The following is a 17,812-nucleotide window of genomic DNA, read 5'->3' on the forward strand; positions in this document are numbered from 1 at the left end:
TGGCTAAGCGAAATGCTGTTATGGATTTTGGTTTAAACACTATTTTTATTTTTTTAGTTTAATTGTCATTATGAGCGGAGTTGAAGACCTGGCGTGGTTTCTCGCTAAAAGATCCTGAAATAAATTCAGGATGACGATCCTTAATAGGACAAACGCCCTTCGCTACACGCTGCTTCTATATTTCCTCCAGCACCAACACCCAATCGTTGCCATTTGCAGGTTCGCCGGGCGGGTTAAATTCTTTAATTCCTTTATTTTCAAATTCACCGATTTTTGTGGTTTTGCCTGTTCTTGGATCAAACCAGGACGCTTTTACTTCGTCGCCGTCAATTTTGCCCAGCTGAACGCTAAAATTGCGACCGGTATAAGTATAGAGCATCGCGTATTCTTCTCCTCTTGTAGCGAGGATTCGATCATACTTTTCTCCGTTTTTACCTGCAACCAAAGTTTGGTCGGGTACGCGATCGAAATATGGATGTGCCAGCATTAAATCTTTTAAATACTGCATCTGTTTTGCTCCCGGCGCATTAATTGCCGTAATCCATTGGTCTTTGGGACCATAAGCAGGTTTTAAATCTGTCTTTTTGTACATCTGCATCACCGAATTATGGCCGTAAGTGTAACCAAAAGCACCTGCAAAAACCGACCAGTAACCATATCTTCTTACATCGGCATCTGTCCAGCGGGGCTGTGTAGTATCATGCAAACCTTGTGGAATATCCTCGTAAGATGGTTCACCGTCGATTGTTGGTTTAGTAGGTTTTAATTCATAATCGGCTTCAATGTATTTCCAGTTGTCTTCTCCGTAATGCAGTTTTTCGTTTTTAGAAGTATCCTGATCGTAGCGGCGATGACCGGATTGTATCATATCGAAATCGCACCATTTGGCATTATGGAACCATTGTGATGAAGCCGTCCTTCCCCTGGGATGAAAAGTAATGAGGTGATTTGGATCATTTGCCCTCAAAGTTTCGCCAATGGTATTCCAAACATCAGCACCATCGCTCCCTTTAATATCGCCACCATTTAACCAGATGATGTTCCATTTATCTTTATAACGTTTTGCCAGAAACTCCGAATACTCCTTTGCCTGCGATTTATTTACTTTTTTGTTTTTCACATTGGTGCCCCAAACCGGAACCAAAGCCATATAAAGACCTTTTTCTGCAGCCTGATCGATAATGTAATCTACATGGTCCCAGTAATCGTAAGCCAAAGAATCTTTGGGGTTGTTGCCGGGGGTAAGCATGGGTTTTGAAACATCAGCATGAACAATTGATGAATCTAAATACACATTCCTTGAGGGAACATCGTGCAATAACATTACCTGGATCACATTAAAACCTTTCTGTTTGCGGTCTTCGAGATAGACATTAGATTCCTCACGCGTTAACCTGCTGAATAATAACCAACCGGTATCGCCCAACCAGAAGAAAGGTTTTCCGTCGCCTGTGGTCAGGTATCTGCCATTTTCGGAAACCAGAAGGCTTTTATCGCCAAAATGTGGTTTTTCTTTACAGCCAAACGCGAGGCAGGAAACGGCAACGAATAAAAATATTTTGGTTTTAAGGTTCATGTTAAATTTTATTGATGATGATGACTTCGTCGCCCGATGCTACCTTATTTAATTTCACGATGGCTCCGCCGTTTATTTTTTCTTCTTTAAGCGATTTTCCGGTTTTGCTGTTCAACACTTTTGCATTGAATTTTCCAGGTGATTTACTTAAATCAAGGTTAAAAGCTTCTGCCGATGAATTGTACAAAATGTAAGCTTTGCCTGCATTTTCCAGTCCATACTGTTTTGCTGATTTGCCCGCCGGAAGAAATGGTTTCATTGAAGATGCAAGGCTTAAAACTGAAGCATCGATACCTTCCACATTGGAAAGTGAACCTCCTGCCATTAAAATTGCCCATCCGAAACTGTCGAAACTATCTCCTGAATAAATCACTGCCTTTTCAGGGAATTTATTTTTGTATTCCGATACCGCATGATAAACTTCTTCGAAAGATGTTTTTTTAGGCTTTAATAAACGTGCATGTTGACGGGGGGCCAAACTTAACCCGCCCTGTGGCGCATAAGCCGTTCCATCTGCCTGGTAATGCCAGTAACGGATATCGATCAGGTCTACTACTGAAGCACGCTTTGGATCGGCCAAAATTGCGTCCTGAACATCTTTGGTTACACTTAAGCCGATAACCGGATGTTTACCGGTTTCTTTTTGCCATTCGTTAATGGTATCGATCCAGAACTGAACGAAATGCAAAGGACCAGTAAATTCGGCACCAATTAACTGGATTACTCCAGTATTACCGTTGAAATTTTCCAAACATTTGCGGATATAAGCCTTATGAATAGCCTTGCGGTGCTCATTTGTAATATCATAAAACTGTTCGGCCATGAAAATGCGTTTATCGCCGGCATAAGGCACAGGCTCAGGGAAACCAGTATTGTTAATGTTGTTTGCGGTACGCCATGGAAAATCGGCATAATGTGCACCAGCTTCGATAATATTGTGCTGAAAATAATTTTCGTGAATTAATACCAATCCTTTCTGATCGGCAAGGTTTGCAAATTGTTTTAACCTGTCCCAATACCAGAGGTTGTATTTGGTGATGTCGTATTTACTCAACCCATCCCAGGCTTTATCCTGTCCGCTACGGGCATAAGGCAATTCGTAAAAAGGTGCCCAAACCTCGCCATCCATACGGCGGATGCGTTCGTGATCATCCCTTCTCCTATCGTACCAAAGACCATAGTTGTGATCTAATACTTTAACAGAACCATTTTTCATGGAATCGGTAATTTCATCCAGATCATCGGTTAAACCGTTTCCTGAGCGACCAGGAACAAAACGGGTAATGTGAAATTTAGTGTTTTTTAATCCATACGGACGGGCACTCCCGTTCCACCAGGGGACATCTTGACGATCGCCCACCACAATTTCATTGCCACGAACCAGCCAGCCATTTTTGATTGTCATTGCGTTAGCAAGCGTTGGCTGAAGCACCTTGTCCAAACCAATCTTATCGATATTTTTTGCCTGACCGGTTTCCGTCGGGATTTTATTCCGATCAGATGCCCCATCAATATATTCTGAAACGGTTAAAGCAGGTTTGTAAGCCAGTTTTGTGAGTTTTTGTGCCACATCAACCGGCGGACTGCTTGATGCTTCGGTTTCTACCGGAAGGACAAAATTCCGGGCTTCGGCATCATTACCAATCCGGTCTTTTAGCTGCGCGTAATATAAGCTACGCGGTTGAATCTGCTCGTTCGACATGTCCCAATACCCATTCCCGGCAAATTGCGACCAGGTACCAAATGCCCAGTTTTGAGCGGTTGGCGGTTGAAAATTATCAACTCTTGCCGCGCTACACTGCCAAAAAACACTGTTTGCAGCACTCCAGCCAGCACCTTGTCCATCCTGTCCGCGGTTTAAGTAACTTAAGGCCTGTCCATCAATATTAACGATATCAAATAATACACCAGATGCCCAGCTATCAATTGCCCCGCTAAAACTAAATGGCAGATAAGACTGACATTGAACGAAAACGTTTGGTCCGGGAGCACAGAAACCTACAGCAAAATCGTGGTAACCATATTCTGAATATAACCTCTGGAAAAGCGTTTGCTGACCAGTAGTTAAAAAAGTAAAACGACGTTCGCCACCTATTTCGGAAATAGGTGCCAATGATTTACAATCTTCAATGGTAATTCTTTTAGCAGTTTCGAGTACATTCACAGCAGAGCCTGCAAAATGTTCGAAAACCACCTGACGTACCCAGGCGTCTTCTACATTTTCCAAGCAGATGGCTGTCCAGCGGTGGTATTCATCTTTAATATTTTCTTTGTGATAATCTGATTCGATTTTCAGGTTTTCTATGCCTGATTGAGCGATTCTGCCCTCCCATTCGTATTTTGAAATGGTTCCTCCGCCAAGTTTTGCATCTAATGCAGTAGTGATGGGTGCGTCAAAAGTAATGATTGAGCCGTTTATAGCAGTAATTTTACGGTCCCAGTGGAGGTCTCTGGTTCCTGGTTTCCAGCCTAAAGCACTTTCGCCGCCACCAAATTCTACGGTTTTTAGGGTTTCAATCCATTCTTTAGTAGAAGGGCGATTGATGATGATTTTATCGCCAACTTTAAATCCGGAAGTATTTGCCAGTGTAATTTTATTTGCATTTACGGGTACATAAGCATCTGTGATGGCAATGGGTTTTTCTTCAATTCTGTTCTTTTTACCCAAAATCCTGATCACACCAATGCGATCTAAGCCAGTAGCGAAAATTTTGGTTCCGTTTTCACCAAATCCACTCCCACGGAGTACCACACCAGAAGCAGACAATTTTAAAGTTCCGGCAACCTCATAGGTTCCTTTTTCCAATAAAACCGCACCGCGCAGACCATCTTTCCCGACAGGTAATTTCGAAACATAATTAATGGCCGATTGAATCCTTAAAGTGGCATCGCCTTGTGCAACCGGAACAACAACTTTTATGGTTGCAGCTGGAATGGCTTTTTCGCCTGCCATGTAACCGGCATAAGAAAAATCGGGAATGCGGTTTCCCTGTTCATCCGGCGTGTAAGCCATTTTACCATCCTTGCCCTTAAAAATTGGCTTAGGTGGCTCAACAGGTTTTGTTTTTTGCCCAAAAGATAAGTTTGCAACTAAAAGACCAATTAGCATAAGCGCTAAGGTTTTTAGTTGTGCTGCTTTTGATATATGGTTAGTTTTTGGCATTGATTATATTTTTCAACGTAATTAAACACGCGTCACCCTGAATTCATTTCAGGGTCTTTATAGCATGAAAGATGCTGAAATAAATTCAGCATGACGATTGCCTAGCCTTTTCGCTTTCAGCTTTAGTCTTTCTCCTTTAACCTTTCGCAGGCCTCACTTTGTTTACATCCACCAGGCTATTTAAATAAACTTCAATATTTGAATAACCTGATTTTGATATTTTAGCAGCGTCTTTTGCATCTTTAGGGTTCAGTCCGTTTTTTGTTTCCCATGCATCAGGAATGCCATCGTTATCAGAATCAAGATAGGGTTTTCCTTTATATTCAGGGTAACCACCCACCTGTGCGATATCTGAAATAATGCCCCTTTTGTAAGAATCAGCAGGCAAACGGCGCTTTACATAACTTTGTTTGGCTGGTAATTTACCGTCCTCAACATGTTCAATTTTACCCGTGCTTACCTGTTTAATAATCCGCTGATCTACTGCATCTCGTACAGGTAACGAAGCTCCCGCATTTGCCAGCACATAATCGTAAGCCTTTTTGGTATCAATAATGGAGATTTTCGCCATAGGCAAAGGTTTATCCACTTTCATGGAGTCCAGCAGTTTCTGTTTATCTCTTTTACTTTCTGGCTGAACACCACCGTCCCAGTTATTTTTGGTTACTTTTTCGTTCCCTTCGATAATATTTCCGGTGACATAAGCTTTACCGAATTCGTTGGCGAATTTTTTATCCCTACCCGATTCAGGCTTTAAAATACGATAAGAAATGGGTTCTCCGGCAGGTGTAATCGGTCCGGGTTTGTAATAATTATTGATAAAGCTATAAAATGAGGCATTATCGCCGCCATCAGCACTTCTGTTCCACCAGTTGAAAATTACATTATTAGCGAAACCAAAATCGCCGTACATGCCCACAGAGGGGTTCCGGCTAATGTTTGATGCCCAAAGATTGCGCATAAAAGTGGAATTTAATCCACCAATAGTACTTCCAAAGGCATGGTTATAGGTATCTAATGCTTCAGAAAAAATTGAATTTTGAATGGTAACGTTTACAGTAGGCAATTTAACAGGTTTAGAACCATCTTTCGGATCGTAAACGTGGCGGTAAATCGACATATTTTCATCTAAACCCCAGCTAGCAGAAACGTGATCGATAATGATATTTCCAACCGGATTGCCGCCAATGGCATCATCGCGACGAGTAACATCGGTTTGCCCGCGACGGAAACGCATGTAACGGATTACCACATCATGTGTATTGATCCATACCGATTCGCCAGCGATGCAAACGCCATCACCCGGTGCACTCTGGCCGGCAATGGTAACATAAGGTGCACGAATAATCAAAGGTGTTTTTAACCTGATGATACCGGAAACATTAAACACGATAATTCTTGCGCCACCCTGTTCGCAGGCCTCACGAAGTGTACCTTTTCCGGCATCCTCAAGACTTGTTACTACATAAACTTTGCCTCCGCGACCACCAAAAGAATAAGCTCCACCGCCTTCGGCACCAGGAAAGGCCACCATTTTAGATTGAGGCAAATCACCGGGTTTGGCTGCCCATGGAATGTACGGTTTGCCATGTCTGGCTTCTTCATCCACAATGGGTTTTACTTTTAAAAACTGCTGTTCCGATTTATCTTCAATGCTTTTCAATAGCGAATCGGCTTTCTTTTCCATTGCTTCAGGGATAACGGGATACTGTGCAAAAGCCATGTTTCCGATGCCACAAAGTGCGATAATGCTTAAAATAGAATTCCAGGTGCGCATGTTAGTTCGGTTTTACAATAGTAACTGGAACAACACTATTTAAATATACTTCGATGTTTGAATAACCACTTTTGGTGATTTTTGAAGCATCGGAAGCATCTTTCGGATTTAAACCGTTTTTCAGTTCATAGGCATCAGGCATACCATCATCGTCTGAATCCTTGTATGGTGTTCCTTTATATTCTGGATAACCGCCAACCTGCGAAACTTCGGTAATAATACCCTGTTTATAAGAATCGCCCGGTAACCTGCGGTGTTCGAACTGGAAAGCAGATGGTTTTGCATTTGGATGTACTTCGATTTTACCTGTTGTTACCTGTTTAACTACACGGGTATCAACCGGATCTCTCTTTGGTAAAGTAGCTCCGGCATTTGCCAGTACATAATCTTTTGCCTGTAAAGTAGGAATGATGCTGATTTTTGGCATCGGGAACGGATCTTTTGCTTTCATTGCAGGGAAATATTTGCTGGCCTGTTCGAAAGACATTAAGTTACCTTTTTTATCTTCCATCTGAACCCCTCCTGCCCAGTTATCCTTAGTTATTTTTTCATTCCCGTCAATGATATTTCCGGCTACATAAGCACGACCGAAAACCACATAAGGCAATTTACTACGGCCAGATTCAGGCTTTAAAATGCGGTAACTGATCGGATCTTTCAGTTCAGTTACCGGTCCTGGCTTATAAAAGTTATTAATAATATTGTATTGAGCAGTATAATCGCCACCATCTGTAGAGCGGTTGTTCCAGTTGAAAACCACATTGTTCGCGAAATTAAAAATACCATTCCAGCCAATTGACGGGTTACGCGCCCCGTTATCGGCCCAAAGGTTGCGTACAAAAGCGCAGTTTTCGCCGCCTAAAGTTGAACCAAAGGCATGGTTCCAATAATCCAATGCTTCAGAAAAAATTGAATTTTGGATGGTGATATTTACCGTTCCCAGTTTTTCTTCGGTTTTTCCGGTACTATCGTTATACATGTGGCGATACATCGACATGTTTTCATCCAGTCCCCAGCTTGCCGAAACGTGGTCAATCATGATATTTCCTACCGGATTTCCGCCAATGGCATCATCCCTGCGACCCACAAAAGTTTCGCCCCTTCTAAAACGCATAAAACGTACAATCACATCATGCGTATTTAACCAAACCGATTCGCCGGCTACACATACACCGTCGCCCGGAGCGGTTTGTCCGGCAATGGTGATATATGGTGCGCGTATAATTAAAGGGGTTTTTAACCTGATGATACCTGCAACGTTGAAAACCACAATCCTTGCCCCGCCCTGTTCGCATGCATCTCGTAACGAGCCCGGACCACTATCATTTAAGTTTTTTACCACGATTACCCTGCCACCGTGCCCGCCGAAGCTATAAGCACCGCCACCTTCTGCACCCGGAAAGGCCAGTAATTTAGATTGAGGCAAATCGTTTGGCCTGCCTGCCCAGGGGATATACGGCTTACCTTCTGCAGCTTCTTTTGCCATAATAGGTTTGGCCTTTTCCCAGGCGATATCCGATTGATGATAGGCTTCTTTGAGCATCGAATCGGATGCTTTTTTAACGTCGGCGGGGATATTGGGATATTGTGCGAAAGAATAATTAGCGGAGAGCATTAATGCTGTTGTAAAAAACAGATTTAAAAAGTTCTTTTTCATTTGTGTTTTGCCCGTTAAAGAAGCAAAAGAAATTTAGCGGATATTTTTGACCGATGGAATTACCGGACAAAATTGATACAAATCGGCTCATTTCTATTTGAATCTCTGGTTGTAAATTTTGGTTAGAAAGTATATTTATTTCAAATATGGTCGTATAAAACGACCGTTTATGGTATAATTTTTTTAAAATTTTTATATCATCTTTTCATTTGGTTAAAATGCTTACGAAACATAAAATCTGTTCCTGAAACTGTGTTACAAGATAATAATTAATTTTCATATATAAATGTAACATTCTTAAGTGAAAAAAAAACAAACAAAGGGAAACAAATTAATGTTCCCCTTTCCCAAAACCAAAATATTAAAAAACAAGGTCGGCGAGCAAACCGCCCCAAGATCGTGTTTACTTCAGCGGATCGAATGTTCCGGCACCATTCATGCTATCCCATCCTACTGTTTGCTCCAGATAAGGGGTTGCAGTTAAAACACTGTTGTTGATTCCGAAGAAATAATATTGAGGATACCATATAAATTTAAAAGCAGGTGCGGATGTCCTGTCTAAATCATCTTTAACAGTTACCTTGAAATAATTGTCGTACAGATAATCTAAGTATTGATCGTATGTTGTGATTCCTGCAGGGTATGTAGTGGCATCGCGATCGGCCACAGGAGCATTGCCACTAGCAGGTTTAACCATCGGATCGACAGTTGATGTGGCTGATGGTGCAACATAATCTGCACCGGCAGCGCCGGTTTTTACTGAAACAAAAAAGCCGGTTCTGCGTGTTCCATTTAATGGCGTAATACCCAAACGTGCTGCTGTTGGCGAGCCTACCTCGAAAAGCATCCATCTCCTTAAGTCCCAGAAACGTTTACCTTCATAAGCCAGTTCGATTTTTCTTTCGTTAAGCACTGCCGCAAAAGAAGGGTCACGTCCGCTTACTGCACCCAAACCATAGGCTCCATCTAAATTCTCAACACCTGCACGTTCCCTTATTAATTTGATGTAACCTAAACCTTCTATGTCTTTATCTGCTCCGATGGCAGATTCAGCCAGATTTAACAGTACTTCAGCAAACCTGATTTCCATAAAATCTGTTGGGCTCAATTGAAAACTTCCGGTAATATTGGATGCGTTTGGATTTGCAGCCTTGCATAGATAAATACCACTAGAGTTGGCTCCAGCTGTTTCCGTAGTTGCATTATAGGTGGTAGCTGCTGCTGTTTTTTTCCAAACGTATGTCCATTGTTTGTAATTTGTATTGTCTTTGTATGGCCATGGAGCACCATTGTAAATAAAGGTTTTATAGAAACGCGGATCCCTGTTTTTATAAAATTTGCCGATAGCATAGGCATAGGTAGAACTTCCGGGTTGTTTGCCGTCTTTCATTGGGAAAGCATCAACCATTTCTTTTGTAGGCGAAACTGAACCGCTGCCAGAAATGGTTTTAGAGCGTACGGCTTGCTCCCATCCGTTATTTTTTTGAGGATTACCTGTTGTAACGTTGTTGAACCCAAAAGAAAATACAGCCTCCGGGCTATTGTCGGTAAACCACATATTGCCCCATGCTGTGCCGTTGGCTAAAGTTCCTACTTTATATAAACCAAATCCATTAGCTTCCAGCAAAGTTTTAGCTGCTAAATTTGCCTGATAAGCTCTTTCCCATCTTGCCCTGTCATCTGTTCTGTTAAACAAAGGACTTGCCCATGTTAACAAAACCCTACCTTTTAAAGCTGCAGCAGCACCCGAGGTAATCCTCCCGTTATCCGATCCTGTCCATTTTCCCGGCAATAATTGCATGGCAAGATCTAAATCTTTCACAATCTGCTCAATACAGGCTGATGAAGTACTTCTTGGAACCTGGGTATTATCACCTGCTGATACTATAGGATTTTGTGGAACCAATACCAATGAAACCCCTCCATATAGCCTTACAAGGTCGAAATATTGCCATGCCCTCCAAAAATACATCTGTCCTTTTAATTTATTTCTTGTTTCTTCAGGAATGCCATATTTATCGATCTCCTGTAGGAAAATATTGATCTGTTTCATCCTGGTCCAGGTATTATTGGCGATACTACTGCTCAATCTTGCACCGAAATATGGCAAATCGTTTGCATTATTGTATGATATGGTTGCCCATTCTTTGTTCCAGTTGGTTTCGCCCGGTAGTTCCTCGGTTGTTTTGGTAAAATCGTCGTTAGCTGTAGCCAGGTTCCATGTCATAGATTGTGCATTGGCAGGAGCCTCGAAAAGGCCGTAAACATAATCTACATAACCCTGTGCCAATGCTGGGTCTTGAAAAACCTGTTCGTTAAACCCGGTATAATCTTGTTTTTCTTCTAAAAAAGAATCTTTACAACTTGTTGCCACTAAAGCAAGTGATGCAAATAGATATATTAATTTATTTCTTTTCATTTCTTTAATTTTTATTGATCCGCCAACACTATAAAGTTAAATTCAATCCGAATGAATATGTTTTCAGGTTAGGGAAAACATCAAATGCAGCATCGCTATCACGATAAGTATAAGGATTATAAAAGTTTACAGGATTTACCGCTGTAAAGAAAACCCTTGCGTTGCTGATTTTTAAACTCTCCAATACTTTTGCAGGAATTCTGTAATTAATCTGAAAGTTGGTCATTCTCATGCGGAATGCACTTACTTTCCAGAAATTTGATGTAGGTGTTAAACTAATTGATTCCCAGTTAGGATTTGGCATCGTTCCTTCCGGGTTTAAAACCGGATCGTAAATGCTTCCCCAGTATGATGGAACACTGGCAAAAGTACGTGAAATAGAATTGTTCATTTTTTTTCTTCCGTCAATTTCCGACCAGCCACCAAATGAACCCGCAATTACGCATTCTGCACTAATTCCTTTATAACCAGCCCTGAAAGTCATTCCATATCCGTAGTGATTACTGGCTTTTTTAGCGAGCAGAATCTGGTCGTTAGAATCGATGATACCATCAGGTGCGGCAAAAGTACCATCGGCCTGAAGCGGGCCCCTTACATCACGATAATATAACATACCAGGTTTTAACTGTGTTGGATTGGATGTGGTTACGGCTGTACCAAAAACAGATTTAATATTGTATTGCTGCACGTATGCATTAATTTCTTCCTGATTATGAAACATGCCAAGGTAATCATAACCCCATTTGCCTACGTCACTTGATTTACCGGGACCTGCGTTCCATGGATACTGGATATCTGTTGCATTAAAGCTAGACCGTATAACTTTATTATCCGACCATGAGAACCTTAAGTCAGCTCCATAGGTAAAATCTTTTCCGATCTTATCGTTCCATCCTACTTGGAATTCGAAGCCGAACAGGTTGTTGATTGCATAATTTTCTGCTGCCACAGAACCACCTACAGTAACCGGAACATTTTCTACACGCTCTACCAAAATATTATATGCATGGTTAAAATAACCTTCAACTGTAGTAGATAATCTGCTGTTTAAAAATCTAGCATCAATACCTAAGTTGTTTTTGAACTCGTCACCCCACGTTGCATCGCGGTTAGGTGAGGCTTCCATTTTATAACCTGTTGTGGTTCCTGCATCACCAAAAACTGCTCCTTTACCATCCTGGAAAGTATAACGCTGTCTCCATAACCATGCTTTGGTTTGGTCGTTTCCTAATAAACCTACTGAATACCTCAGTTTCAGGAAGTTTATGGCTTTCGAGTTTTTAAGAAAATTTTCTTCAGTCAATACCCATCCCAATGATCCGGAATAAAACTTACCCCAATAGTTCTCAGGTGCAAATTTGGTAGAAGCATCACTTCTGAAGAGGAACTCTGCCAGGTATTTTTCGTTGTAACTGTAATTAACACGGCCAACATAAGATAATGTACCTCCCTCACTTTTGGTTGTTGCGCCATCAACTGCACCTGTAGCTGTAGAAAACTGACCATTGGTTGATTGGATAGGGTCTGCTTTTAGAACATAATTCATATCATAAGCCTGCTCCGATTTTTCAACCGTAAACAAACCACTTACATTATGCTTTCCAAATTGCCTGTTGTAATTTAAAACCAGATTTGATTGGGTTGAACTTTGGTTAATGTTGGAATAATATAATCTGTTACCATTAGAAGCCACCACAATTGGTGAAGGAGATGTTCTTAAAGGGGCATTGTCGTAAATATGCTGGTTTGCACCTGACCTGGTAAACTCATAAAGGTTGTATTTGGTGCCTACCTGAGAGCCAGCTGTACTCCCCATGTTTCTCCCATAAATTGCTCTTGCTGATAAACCTTTAACAAAAGGTATATCATAATTAACGTTAATGTTAACGGTATAGGTCTTAGTATTGGTAGAATTTAAATTGTTTAATTTTTCAACTTCATAAAAGTGATAGGTAGAAAAATCATTTGTGGTTCCTGGTAATTTAACCGGATAACCATTTACATACATTGGGATATATCTCGGAGCTAACAGTAAGTTCCTGTAGTCATTATCATCCAATTCGCTACCGATTTTATTAAAGGTTTTTACCAGATCACTGTTATTTCCTGATACCTGCAAACCCACTTTTAAATTGGTTGCCACTTTAACTTCTGAACCTGCCCTGAAATTCCAGCGCTGAAAATCAAGACTAGCAAGATTTCCATCCTGTTTATAGTAAGATACATCGCCAAAGTAAGTAGCTTTATCTGTTCCGCCACTAACACTTAAGGTATGGCGTGTGTTGTATGCCGATTTCCATGCGCCTTCAAGCCAGTCATAATCATGATTCTTAAAATAATCTAATTCATCCTGCGAGAAAAAATTATCGCTATTGGCAGGGGATCCAGCACCGTTTGGCCCATTCATAATATTATAGTATTGCCCAAATTCATACGCACTCAATACTTTAGGGCGATAAGCCTCATCGTTTACTGAATAAGATCCACTGTAACTAATGCGTGGTGCACCTATTTTGCCACGCTTGGTACGCACTACCACCACACCATTACCACCACGGGTACCATACACTGCCGCCGCACCATCTTTCAAGAAGGATAAACTTTCGATTTCTGAGGGATCGAGGCTATTGAATAATGTATTATCTGGCGCTCCAGTCTGACTTAACTGCACAATATCATCGATTACATATAAAGGTTGTTGTGAACCACCATCTTTGCCATATATCGCATTTGGATTTCTGATGGTCAGAGTTGCCGCATTACCGGGACGAGATGTACCTCCGCTAACCCCAACACCCAACAAGCGGCCTGCCAACGCAGCACCAAGATTGCTCACAGCTAAATCTTCGATTTCAGAAGCCTTAATATCAACAACTGAACCCGTTAAATGACTTCTTTTTTGTGTTCCGTAACCCAAAACCACTACATCTTCCAGACTTTTATTTTCAGGAACCAGGCGAACAGCAATAGTGGTTTGTTTACCAACCGCAATCTGTTGTCTAACGTATCCAATAAAAGAAAACACTAATATATCTGCATCAGACTTTACCTGAATAGTGAAATTTCCATCCGAATTAGTGCTTACATTGCTGGGAATGCCTTTTAAACTTACGTTCACACCCGGTATTCCCCTACCGTCTGTTTGATCTACAACTTTACCGGTAACCTTTCGGTCCTGGGCAAAGAGCATTGTACTTGCCAGCAGCATAAGCAGCAAGGGCAAAGAAATTTTGCGTAAAAATTTTAATTTCATCTTATTATTTGGTTAGTTTTTATTCTGTTTACAGCAGTTGTTTGATGCCTGCTATTGAGGTTTTTTTATTTGGTATACTTTAATTTCTAAAAGCCCTTTTTAGGTGTTTTGCCCTCTTATATTTTGCTTTTAGATGAACTACTTGTAACTGTTCAAATAAAATAAAACGTTAAATTAACGTTTATTAAATTGAAAATAGAAAAAAATGTGGTGTGATTTGGCTCATTTTTATATTTTGATTTAGATAATTATTTTGGTTAGAAAGTATATTATAATTCAAAATCGCAACTAAATATTAACTCTGGCTTCTTAAACCGCTTCTGAATTGTATGATATTGCCTTTCAGAAAAAAAATCCGTCTAACTTTTGCTAACTATTTAATTGACGATACAAGATAAAATAAATTCATATATAAATGAAATATTCTTAAATAAAAATTTAAAGTATTTTTTTATGCTATCTTTTTCAACAAAAAACACATATCCTGTCAGCTTACAAATACCATTGCATAAAGCTACTGAAGCTATAATACATCCGGTAGCAGAAGTTTAAATATTTATGTTTTTGAAACCCCTTCTAGTTGTTCTCTGATTTGGCCTTACGTCGTTTCTCCCACTCTATTCCTTCTTTTTTAAGGTCGTAACCCGCTGCAGAAAGGTAATTGTTGATACGCCCTTTATACTTACCAAACCAGGCATGTTTTTTATCTGATGATTCTGCATCCATGGCATGTTCCCTGGCTTCGGTTAACCAGATCAGGATCTGCTTTTTCTGATCGTCGGTTAATGTTAAAATTTCTTCCTGATAAGCTTTATAAGTGATTGGCAATACATTATAAGTCATTCCGTTTTTTACCAGCTCTACCTGATCATCGGGTAATTGTTCCGAAAGTTTATTAATGTATTTTTTGTGGAGTTTATTTAAAGCGACATCGACTGTTCGCGCATCTTTTGCAAGGGCCGAATCGCGTTCAACCTTATTGTCTTTGTTTTTTTCTTTGATTTCAGCCACCCTGATATCACGGGCAGCATAAATATCATTGAGGTTACTGTACTGATCGCGAACAATTACCGTCACTTTTTCGGTTTTCTTCGGATCGTTGATCCCGAGGTTAGCCACAATTTTGGCCGCACGTTCGGTTATCATTTTAGTATAGGCTTCTTTATCTGTACCAGCTTTAGACTGGGCAAAAACTGTAGTTAAGCCTGAGAACGTTAACAATAAGGCCAAAATGGATGATTTCATATTGATAATATTTAAAATTGGGTGATTTGGAATTGCTTAGTAGAAAATGCTATTGTTGCAGATTTTTTAAAGGATATATTAATATACTAAAAACTTTAAATTTTACCGGACATCTGGCAGCTTTTTTTTTGTTTTAGTAAATCTCATAATTTTCATTAATAAATAAAATATTTATATAAAAATAATTTATCAGTTTATATTTGGGTTAGGCCTGAGCGGCTATTTACAAAACTCAACAATGAAAAACACTATTTTCTAACTGTTTTTAGCAAATTAATATAGGATATTATCATTTAACTCCCTAACTTAGGCCTGCTACGCCGTAATCTGTTGATCCCTGAAAACGGCAGCACTAACCAAATATTTTAAGCTCAACAATGAAACCCCATTTTCATAAAGTACCCATTACTTTACAAAGTTCTTTCAGTATCCGCCATGATATTAAACCCGATTTTGGCAACATCTGGCATTACCATCCCGAACTTGAACTTCATTATGTGATCAAAGGAGAAGGTGTCCGATTTATCGGTGATAACATCAGTAATTTTGTACCGGATGAAATGGTGCTTTTGGGCGAAAACCTCCCCCATACCTGGCGCTGTAAAGATGAATATTTTCAGAATAATCCCGAGTTAACCACCGAAGCAATGGTAATCCATTTCCTGCCCGATTGTTTGGGTAAATACATGCTTACCCTGCCCGAAGCATACCTGCTCCCTAAATTATTCGAAAAAGCCAAAAACGGAATGGTGATTAAGGGTAAGGCCAAGGATAAACTGGTTGATTTAATGCGTGCTGCTGTAGATGCAACCAACCTCGACAGGATTATTATCCTGCTTTCTATTTTAAAAACACTGGCCGAAACAGACGAATATTCGACAATAGTAACCAGCAAGAATACTTTTTACCAAAGTAATGAGTCTGAGACGCTGCGTATCAATAAAATCTGCAATTATACCCTCAGCAATTATAAAAATGATATTACGCTTGAGGAAGTGGCCTCGTTGAGTAATTTAAGCGTAACTTCTTTCTGCAGGTATTTTAAACTGATGACTAAAAAAACCTATTACGATTTTCTGATTGAAATCAGGGTGAGCCATGCCTGCCGTTTCCTGGTCGAAAATAAATTGCCAACCGAAATGATCTGTTTTGATTGCGGCTTTAATAACGTATCGAACTTTTACCGGCATTTTAAAAAGGTAACGGGAATGACGCCGTTGGACTACAAAAGGAAGTATTTAAATTAAAGCTTTCAAACCTCGCAGGTTTTTAAAACCTGCGAGGTTTAGGAATATCCTCGCTAACGCTCGTTTCTAATGAGCGTTTAATAGTTTATCGTTTACAAACGATAGAATCGTTTAACTATTTTTGCGCTCGTTTGGAAACAGGCGCAGACGTCTTTAGTGTTTAAGCCCGTAAGATCAAAAAAATATTACATAAAAGCTTAATATCCAGTTTATTAAGTCACGAAGTATTGTCGTTAAGAGATCTATCTCAATAGATTTCTCCAATTGGTCGAAATGACGACTATGTCCCCTGCTCCATAGTTTGTGTCTTCTGGAACCATTTCTGAATCAGGGCACTGGCTTTGTTCTATAAACCCGATAGGAGCATACATCCCGATTTTTCTATCGGGATAAAGCGGATAGCGGGGCTAACGCCCCGATGAAAGACCGAACCAGTCATTTCCAAAAAAAATATTGACCACCTAAGCCACTTTAGCACATTATAAACCTGCGAGGTTTAGAAAATATTCTATATAAAAACCTTAATATTCAGGTTGTTGCGTAACGAAGTGTAATCATCAAATAAAGTTTCCATACCTTTTACCTCACTTGTTGTAAACGCACCAACGTTTCTGCGTGTAAAAGTCGAAATGTTTAAACCTCGTTTTTGAAGGAAATATTTTGAAACCACCGGATAAACATGGTGCATCACCTCCATATTATCAATCAAAAACTGTTGTACAGCCTGCACCTCATCATTTAACGATTCGTCGCTGTAGTGGTCGCATAACCAAACAATTAACTCCGGAAAATAATTGCCCTGAATACAGGATAAACCTGAAGCACCGGCCTTTAAGGATTTTACTGCATGCCCCATATAAGCATCATACAAACCAAATGCATTCCCATCAGTAAGTTTAAGCTTTTCTTTAATCTGCAAAAGATCCAGGCAGGTATCTTTATGGTAAATTACCTTCCCTGTTGCTACAAAATCAGCTAATTGTTGCGGTTTTAATACCCTTTTATAAGGTACCGGACATTCGTAAAAACCCATTGGAATATCTCCTGTCTGGCTTAGCAGCTCAAAAACACGCTCGTTAAATATTTCGTCGCTTTCATTTTCATTGGCCAATAAACTGGTAATGGCAATTACCGCTTCAACACCAGCGTCGCTTACTTCCTTTACAAAATCAGCCTGTTTGGCAATTTCACCTCCAAAAGTTCCGGTGGCAACAACAGGTACTGCGCCATTGGCCACTTTTATGACGTGTTTTATGGCCTGTATCCTTTCCTTATCAGTTAATTCGAACATTTCGCTTGAGAGGCAATTGGCAAATAAACCCGATGCCCCGGCCTGTAAATAAATCTCCGTAAGTTGAGTTAAAGCAGGGAAATCGATGTTACCGTTGCTCAAAAATGGCGTGAGCATAACCGGGATGAACCCTTTTTGTGAGTTTTCCATTATAGTATGATATGGTAAATGTTCTATGTAGTTT

Annotated in this window: 9 protein-coding genes; 1 reads left to right on the forward strand and 8 read right to left on the reverse strand. The window is 40.2% G+C overall.

The features are described from left to right. Positions 1-175: 175 nt before the first annotated feature. The 7 genes from DRW42_RS19600 to DRW42_RS19630 all read right to left on the reverse strand — a co-directional run bounded on the left by DRW42_RS19600 (position 176) and on the right by DRW42_RS19630 (position 15,090). Complete coding sequence (locus tag DRW42_RS19600; RefSeq protein ID WP_113950519.1) at positions 176-1,576, reverse strand: glycoside hydrolase family 140 protein; 1,401 nt, start codon at positions 1,574-1,576, stop codon at positions 176-178. A gap of 1 nt (position 1,577) precedes the next feature. Next, positions 1,578-4,739: a DUF6298 domain-containing protein gene (locus DRW42_RS19605; protein WP_113950520.1), complete on the reverse strand. Its 3,162-nt coding sequence runs from the start codon at positions 4,737-4,739 to the stop codon at positions 1,578-1,580. Positions 4,740-4,875: 136 nt separating this feature from the next. Further along, the gene (locus tag DRW42_RS19610; protein ID WP_113950521.1) at positions 4,876-6,516 is read right to left on the reverse strand and encodes a polysaccharide lyase domain-containing protein; all 1,641 of its coding nucleotides are present in this window, start codon (positions 6,514-6,516) and stop codon (positions 4,876-4,878) included. A 1-nt stretch (position 6,517) separates the two neighbouring features. Next, a complete protein-coding gene (locus DRW42_RS19615) occupies positions 6,518-8,173 on the reverse strand; it encodes a pectate lyase family protein (RefSeq protein ID WP_113950522.1) in 1,656 nt (551 codons plus the stop codon). A gap of 403 nt (positions 8,174-8,576) precedes the next feature. After that, positions 8,577-10,592 carry a RagB/SusD family nutrient uptake outer membrane protein gene (locus tag DRW42_RS19620; protein ID WP_113950523.1) on the reverse strand — a complete coding sequence of 672 codons (2,016 nt, stop codon included), beginning with the start codon at positions 10,590-10,592 and terminating at the stop codon, positions 8,577-8,579. A gap of 28 nt (positions 10,593-10,620) precedes the next feature. Next, on the reverse strand, positions 10,621-13,845 hold the full coding sequence (locus DRW42_RS19625; protein ID WP_113950524.1) for a SusC/RagA family TonB-linked outer membrane protein: 3,225 nt from the start codon (positions 13,843-13,845) through the stop codon (positions 10,621-10,623). 576 nt (positions 13,846-14,421) lie between these two features. Next, a complete protein-coding gene (locus DRW42_RS19630; RefSeq protein ID WP_113950525.1) occupies positions 14,422-15,090 on the reverse strand; it encodes a DUF3826 domain-containing protein in 669 nt (222 codons plus the stop codon). A 377-nt stretch (positions 15,091-15,467) separates the two neighbouring features. On the opposite strand from DRW42_RS19630, the gene DRW42_RS19635 reads away from it, so the two are divergent. Beyond that, a complete protein-coding gene (locus tag DRW42_RS19635; RefSeq protein WP_113950526.1) occupies positions 15,468-16,337 on the forward strand; it encodes an AraC family transcriptional regulator in 870 nt (289 codons plus the stop codon). Positions 16,338-16,845: 508 nt separating this feature from the next. On the opposite strand, the gene DRW42_RS19640 is transcribed toward DRW42_RS19635, so the two are convergent. Continuing rightward, entirely contained in the window at positions 16,846-17,778 is a 933-nt protein-coding gene (locus DRW42_RS19640) for a dihydrodipicolinate synthase family protein (RefSeq protein WP_113950527.1), read from the reverse strand. Positions 17,779-17,812 lie beyond the last annotated feature (34 nt).

Origin of the sequence: Pedobacter miscanthi (genome assembly GCF_003315595.1) — a bacterium.
Taxonomy (GTDB): domain Bacteria; phylum Bacteroidota; class Bacteroidia; order Sphingobacteriales; family Sphingobacteriaceae; genus Pedobacter; species Pedobacter miscanthi.

Excerpts from the sequence above, each read along its gene's own strand:
- DRW42_RS19600 (WP_113950519.1), bottom strand. The coding sequence starts at position 1,576 with ATGAACCTTAAAACCAAAATATTTTTATTCGTTGCCGTTTCCTGCCTC.
- DRW42_RS19605 (WP_113950520.1), bottom strand. The coding sequence starts at position 4,739 with ATGCCAAAAACTAACCATATATCAAAAGCAGCACAACTAAAAACCTTA.
- DRW42_RS19610 (WP_113950521.1), bottom strand. The coding sequence starts at position 6,516 with ATGCGCACCTGGAATTCTATTTTAAGCATTATCGCACTTTGTGGCATC.
- DRW42_RS19615 (WP_113950522.1), bottom strand. The coding sequence starts at position 8,173 with ATGAAAAAGAACTTTTTAAATCTGTTTTTTACAACAGCATTAATGCTC.
- DRW42_RS19620 (WP_113950523.1), bottom strand. The coding sequence starts at position 10,592 with ATGAAAAGAAATAAATTAATATATCTATTTGCATCACTTGCTTTAGTG.
- DRW42_RS19625 (WP_113950524.1), bottom strand. The coding sequence starts at position 13,845 with ATGAAATTAAAATTTTTACGCAAAATTTCTTTGCCCTTGCTGCTTATG.
- DRW42_RS19630 (WP_113950525.1), bottom strand. The coding sequence starts at position 15,090 with ATGAAATCATCCATTTTGGCCTTATTGTTAACGTTCTCAGGCTTAACT.
- DRW42_RS19635 (WP_113950526.1), top strand. The coding sequence starts at position 15,468 with ATGAAACCCCATTTTCATAAAGTACCCATTACTTTACAAAGTTCTTTC.
- DRW42_RS19640 (WP_113950527.1), bottom strand. The coding sequence starts at position 17,778 with ATGGAAAACTCACAAAAAGGGTTCATCCCGGTTATGCTCACGCCATTT.